The 5,519-nt window shown below is 57.7% G+C and carries 3 protein-coding genes; all 3 read right to left on the reverse strand.

The features are described 5' to 3' along the window. Positions 1-1,038 (reverse strand): hypothetical protein (locus tag HKN37_00530; protein NNE45124.1); only part of this gene is annotated, 1,038 nt, incomplete at its 3' end. A 669-nt stretch (positions 1,039-1,707) separates the two neighbouring features. Beyond that, positions 1,708-5,061, reverse strand: a complete 3,354-nt coding sequence (locus HKN37_00535; GenBank protein ID NNE45125.1) for a TonB-dependent receptor — start codon at positions 5,059-5,061, stop codon at positions 1,708-1,710. Positions 5,062-5,228: 167 nt separating this feature from the next. Then, the gene (locus HKN37_00540; GenBank protein ID NNE45126.1) at positions 5,229-5,510 is read right to left on the reverse strand and encodes a hypothetical protein; all 282 of its coding nucleotides are present in this window, start codon (positions 5,508-5,510) and stop codon (positions 5,229-5,231) included. Positions 5,511-5,519 lie beyond the last annotated feature (9 nt).

Genomic DNA, 5,519 nt, shown 5'->3' on the forward strand with positions numbered 1-5,519 from the left:
GCCGCCGCTCTGCTCGTAGGTCACCGGCGAGATGGTGCCCCCGGTCTGGAGATCCAGTTGCCCGCCGGAGTGAATCACGTCGCCGACGCTGGTGACGGTCCCGGCGTTGAAGAGCGTCCGGCCCGTGCCTCCGCCGGAGTGCCGGGTCGTCCCGGTGACGTTATAGGTGTAGGCGCCCGTGAAACTGATCAACTCATTCGTGGTCGGCGAGAGGTCCACCTCGCCGGCTCCGCTGATCGAGACCCCGTTGAGCGTATGGTTGCCGTCGAAGCTAAGGATGGCGTCGGCGACTACCGTGAAGCTTCCCGTCGAGGTGCCGGCAAAGCTGAGGTCCAGCTCGGAGGTGCCAGTCATATTGGTCGGATTCGGCGTTCCGAGGTTGACCTCGACGCTCCCGGTGTTGTTGAAGACGACCTGGATGCCGGTGATGCCCTGAACGGTCGTGAAGTTGTTGTTGACGTCCTGAGTGTTCTTGACAAACGTACCGAGATTGTTGAAGACCGGCTCGACGGAGAACGGCGCACCGCTGCGCACGAAGTACATGCCGCCCTCGTGGGTGGCGGTCATGGTCTGTCCGGCGGTGTTGTTGAGGACCGCGCCGTCGGTCATGTAGACGTAGCCACCGGACCAGGTGGTCGTGTTGTTCAGGTCCAGCGTCGTCGAGAGGTACTTGGTGGTACTTTCAAGCGAAATCGGCCCGTTGGCGTCGAAACCACCCGCCATCATCAGTGTGCCGGAGTTCCAGGTGAATGTTCCGTTTGTGGTCATCGTGGACGTGCCGCTCAGCGTCTTGTTCGAGAGCGTCATGTCCGCGACCGTGATCGCTCCGCCCCCCAAATCGACTGTCCCCGAACCCGATATGATCACATGATCAATCGAGGCAGGAATTCCCGAGGGATCCCAGTTCGCGGCCAGATTCCAGAGACCATTCGTCCCGCCCACCCAGGTTCGAGTCACTTGAGCGCTCGCGAGGCCGGTACCCAGTAGCAGTGTCAGCGTAAGTAGCGCGAAGGATCTTCGAAGTATCAGTGCAAACATGACGACCTCCTCTCACTCGATTGTTTTACACCCGGTGAACTACGGGCTGCCACCGATCGGAGGCCTGCAAGAGATCGGATCGTCGCTTCTCGCAGCTGTCAAGGTGTCCTCATGTTCGGTAGTTCAGTCCGACAGGAACTACCTGACATGACTTTGCACAGCGTAGGATGCCAATATTCTGCAGACGAAAGCGGGGCGTTGACGGGACGCCCCGGTCACTGCGTCCGGCGGTGACGTCACGTGAAAATGAACAGCTTGATGAGATGCTCGCCGGCCGCTGGTCCGGCTTTCCACAATTCACATTTCAGGCCATCAGAATCCTCAGCCTGGTGTCCAGCTGCAATACTGACTGGTCAGCGAGGCATCACATATCTGCTGTTAGCCATTTTTCTCAGGAATAGCAACCGTCGTGCGCGGGTGAAGTTTGACGATTCGTGTGGGGTCGGTCCACGTAGCTAGTGACGGGGGTCTGCCGTGCCGTGTAGTACGTGCACATTTTGGTGAAACGGGTCTTGTCGGCCGTGCTGCGAGGCCGGTTGCAGCGAGCCCTCCAGCAGGTTGTCGGCGCATGATCCCGAAAAAATTCCCCCGATTGCAGCGCCCCGAAACACAAACGGGGTGAGCCCGAATGGACCCACCCCGTTGGCACGACGTCGATTGGCTGACAGCCTAGTTGAAGATGTACTTAACGCCCAGCTGAATCTGCCACCGGGATGCAAGGGCCGGCGATTCGACGAACGTCTCAAGATCGCCGTCTGCAACGATCGCCTCGAACAACTGCGGCGCCGAGGCAAAGTTGAAGACCGGTTCGTCATCTCCATCAAATCCGATCAACGTCAACGGCGAAGTGGCAGCGGGCGTCGCGACCTTCCTGACGCCCCAATCGGAGTTGAGGAGGTTGGGCAGATTGAGTATGTCCAGACTCAGCTGAAGTGTGTTTCGCTTGCTGCCCGTGAGAACGCTGATATCCTGCAAGAGGCGGAGGTCGATATTGCCAAACCAGGGATTGACCCCACCGAATCGCTCTGCAATCTCCCCGCGATGATCGCTCAGGTAGTCGTCCTGCTCAATGAATCGGTTGAGTCGTCGCCACTGGTCATCCACCGTTCCGACGAAGTTGCCGTTTCCATCCGTGGACGAGAGACGGATCTCGTCTTGACTCGCCGGGATGTAGATGAGATCGTTGCCACCGAATCCATCGCCGTTTACGTCTCCCGAATACGTGTACGAGTAGCGGTTGCCGCCCGCTCCGAGAAACGTGTTGCCCTGCGCGACCTCGAAGAACAATCCGAGTTGCGTCTTCAGCGTTTCGGACCAACGATAGCCGTACATGGCGCTTCCAATAATGCGATGGCGACTACCGAATTCAGAATACCCGAGCTGCGGGTCATTCGGATCGCCCTGTACCGGACTCTCGGAGAAGAGCACACTCGCAATCTCGGTGGACTTGAGCAGGCTCTTTGCCTCCAGGAACGTGTAGGCCATGCTCGTGCTCAAGCCGGATTCAAACGTCTTCCGCAGCTGGGCCGTGATATTGTAGTTGTACCCGTCACTCGAATTGTCGAGCACGTATACACCCGCGCCTTCGAACGGAAACGCTTCGTTCAACTCGTTGAAGCCGAACCCTCCGTAATACGGACGGCTATCCGAGAGCGTACGTATCGGCAGGCCGAGATCGGCATTCCGAACGACTACCGAGTTGATATCCTTGCTGTAGATAAACTCGAGCGTACCGAGCAGTCCCCACGGCAACTGCTGGTCGATTCCCAGATCGACCGTCCATACCTGAGGCCACTTGAAATCTGGATCCATGCCGTTAACGTCGAACGACTGTGAAAGGCGGGAGTAATTCTCCTGACCGCCGTTCAGATTTGTCGGATCCGGATTTTCTCCCTCACGCGTGATGATGTCGCCGTCCGTCGGTGCCGATCCTTCTGCAGGAAGATTCGGGTTGAAACCCGGGTTGTCGACAACGTTGCCGATCCACACAAATGGCAGGCGACCTGTGAAAATACCCGCGCCTCCACGCAGCTGAGTCGATCGGTCGCCGCGAACGTCCCAGTTGAACCCGACGCGCGGCGAGAAGAGCGGCGTGGCCCCGGCCAGCTTTGCCTGATCAATCGTCTCCGCATTGTCGTCTTGATCCAGTAGCGACAGTCCAGTCGAGTACGGATTTGCAACCGGCTCAGTGAAGTACATGGGTATGTCTACGCGGAGCCCGAACGTCAGGTTGAATTTCTCATTGACCAGAAATTCGTCCTGCGCGTAAAACGCCAGCTGACCCACCTCGTTCGTCTGACCCTTGAAGGGGGCGTCCGCGCTGGCGATCTGCGTCCTGTAGTCTATAAAATTGGCACTGGTGGGGTCGGTAACATCGAAAAACTGATCCAGGGATTGAATGGTTGTCGAAGCAAAACCGAGTCCGAATAATCCGTGCCGGAAGATGTTAAACGAATTGAAGAACTTGAAGTACTCAAAGTTGGCGCCTACAGTTATAACGTGGCGCCCTGCGAAATAGCTGAAGTTGTTCGTCAGCTGCAGCACGTCCTGGTCGAGGATGTTATGGATGGAGAATCCCTCATGTCCCACCGACGTGTACGTGACACCGTCTTCTGCGATTTCCAGGGTCGGGAAGTCCTCGCTGAACGGGTCCCGATGATCGCGGAACACGCTGTAGCTGGCAAAGAACCGGTTGGCAAACCGGTTTGACCGGCTGTTCAGCTCAAGCGCAAAGGAGTGCAGCTTGTTGTTGATCCGGTAACCCGACTTCTGGAAGGGTAGGCTCGTTTCATTTGGACCGCGACCGGTACCCGCGAAGCTGAGTACGAACGGATGCGGTCCCTGATCGCGAAATGCGTTCAGGTAGTTGTAACGTAGCGACAGATTGTTGCTCTGGTTTACGTTCCAATCCAACTTCACCAGGAGCTTCTCGTTGTCGGTGTTGTGCGTGTATCCCTGATATTCGCCCGGATCGTAGCCGTACGATGAGATCATACGATCCCGAATCTGATCCATCACCGACGCCTGGACGCGAGATTCGCCGAGGCCCGGCGTCCCACCCGTGCTGGCGGTGAAGTTTGTCCCCGGATCCTCGCGCCGCTCAATCTCTCCATTCGCAAAGAAGAACAGTTTGTTCTTGACGATCGGGCCGCTGATGGTCACTCCCGTCTGCGTGAACGAAAGGTCGGGATTGGCGAAGATCTCCTGGCCGCTGAGCTTGTTGCCCACCAGGTCTTCGTTTCGGATAAAGAAATAGGCGGAACCCTTGAAGTCGTTGGTACCGCTCTTTGTCACCTGGTTGATACCGGCTCCCGTGAAGCCGCCCTCGCGTACGTCAAACGGCGCCACCGAGACTTGGACCTGTTCAATGGCGTCGAAGGGCACGGGCTGTGCATTCGACTGGCCACCCGGTTCCGGCGCATCGAGGCCGTACGGGTTGTTGAAGTACGAGCCGTCAAGCGAGATGTTGTTGAACAGCCAGTTCCGGCCCCCGAAACTCAGGTTACCATCACTGCGGGGATCGAGCCGTGTGAGATCACGCGTGCTCCGTTTGATGGATGGCATCTGGGCGACCTGGTCCGGGTTGATGAATGTCGCCGCACCGTTGCGATCGCTGTTGAGGATCTCATCCTGTTCGGCCGTGACAAGGACGGTACCCAGTTCAATCGCCTGTTCGGTAAGAGTAAAATCAAGTCTGAGATTTTGTCCCAGGCTCAGGTAGATGTTGTCTTCTACCCGATCGGTGAATCCGACGAATGAAGTCGTGACCCGGTATGGGCCGCCGACACGCATGTTCGGTATCGTATAGGCGCCGCCGTTGCGCACGGATGAGCCATAAACAGTTCCCGACTCGACGTGGACCGCCACAACGTTTGCACCCGGAAGGGGCTCACCTTGCTGATCGGTCACCAGGCCGCTCATGGCTGCGGTCGTCACGCCCTGGGATAGCGCGTTCTGGGAAAGAAAGAAAGTGGCCATGGCAAATACGCCGGCCACCCGCAGCGTGCGGTAGATGTGGTTCATTCGAGACCTCCAGACAGAACGATGATTGCGGAGCAAGCGTGCGTTCGGCGTCCGACGCCTGACGCCGGGACTGCCGAATGACGCCCTAATCTATCCACCCGGCAATGCCCGTTCGACCGATGTTGATAACTTGTTTATATGAAGGCGAAAACGAGCTTCCTGACCCGTTATTCGGCTATTGCGACCGTCCCGAACGCGGATGGCGTTTGATAGGCATTGTCACGTCTGGAATACCACGACAGCTTGCTCTCACGGCGATCCAAATCGTTGTCATTGACGTGGATGTCGAGTCCGAAGAACGGCCTCGGCGATTCGAGTCCCATCGAGGTCCACGGTATCCCGACCTCAATGCGGTATCCGTCCGGTCCGTCCATCTCCGCCCACTCGATCCCGTCTGCCGGCTCGCCCCGATGAACCGTCATTTTCTGTCCGAGATTCAGTCGGATCATCAAGTCGTC

It is taken from the genome of Rhodothermales bacterium, from assembly GCA_013002345.1.
In the GTDB taxonomy this organism is placed as follows: Bacteria; Bacteroidota; Rhodothermia; order Rhodothermales; family JABDKH01; genus JABDKH01.

What these genes read in the sequence shown, in the direction of transcription:
- HKN37_00535 (NNE45125.1), bottom strand. Translation starts at nt 5,061, where the DNA reads ATGAACCACATCTACCGCACGCTGCGGGTGGCCGGCGTATTTGCCATG.
- HKN37_00540 (NNE45126.1), bottom strand. Translation starts at nt 5,510, where the DNA reads ATGATCCGACTGAATCTCGGACAGAAAATGACGGTTCATCGGGGCGAG.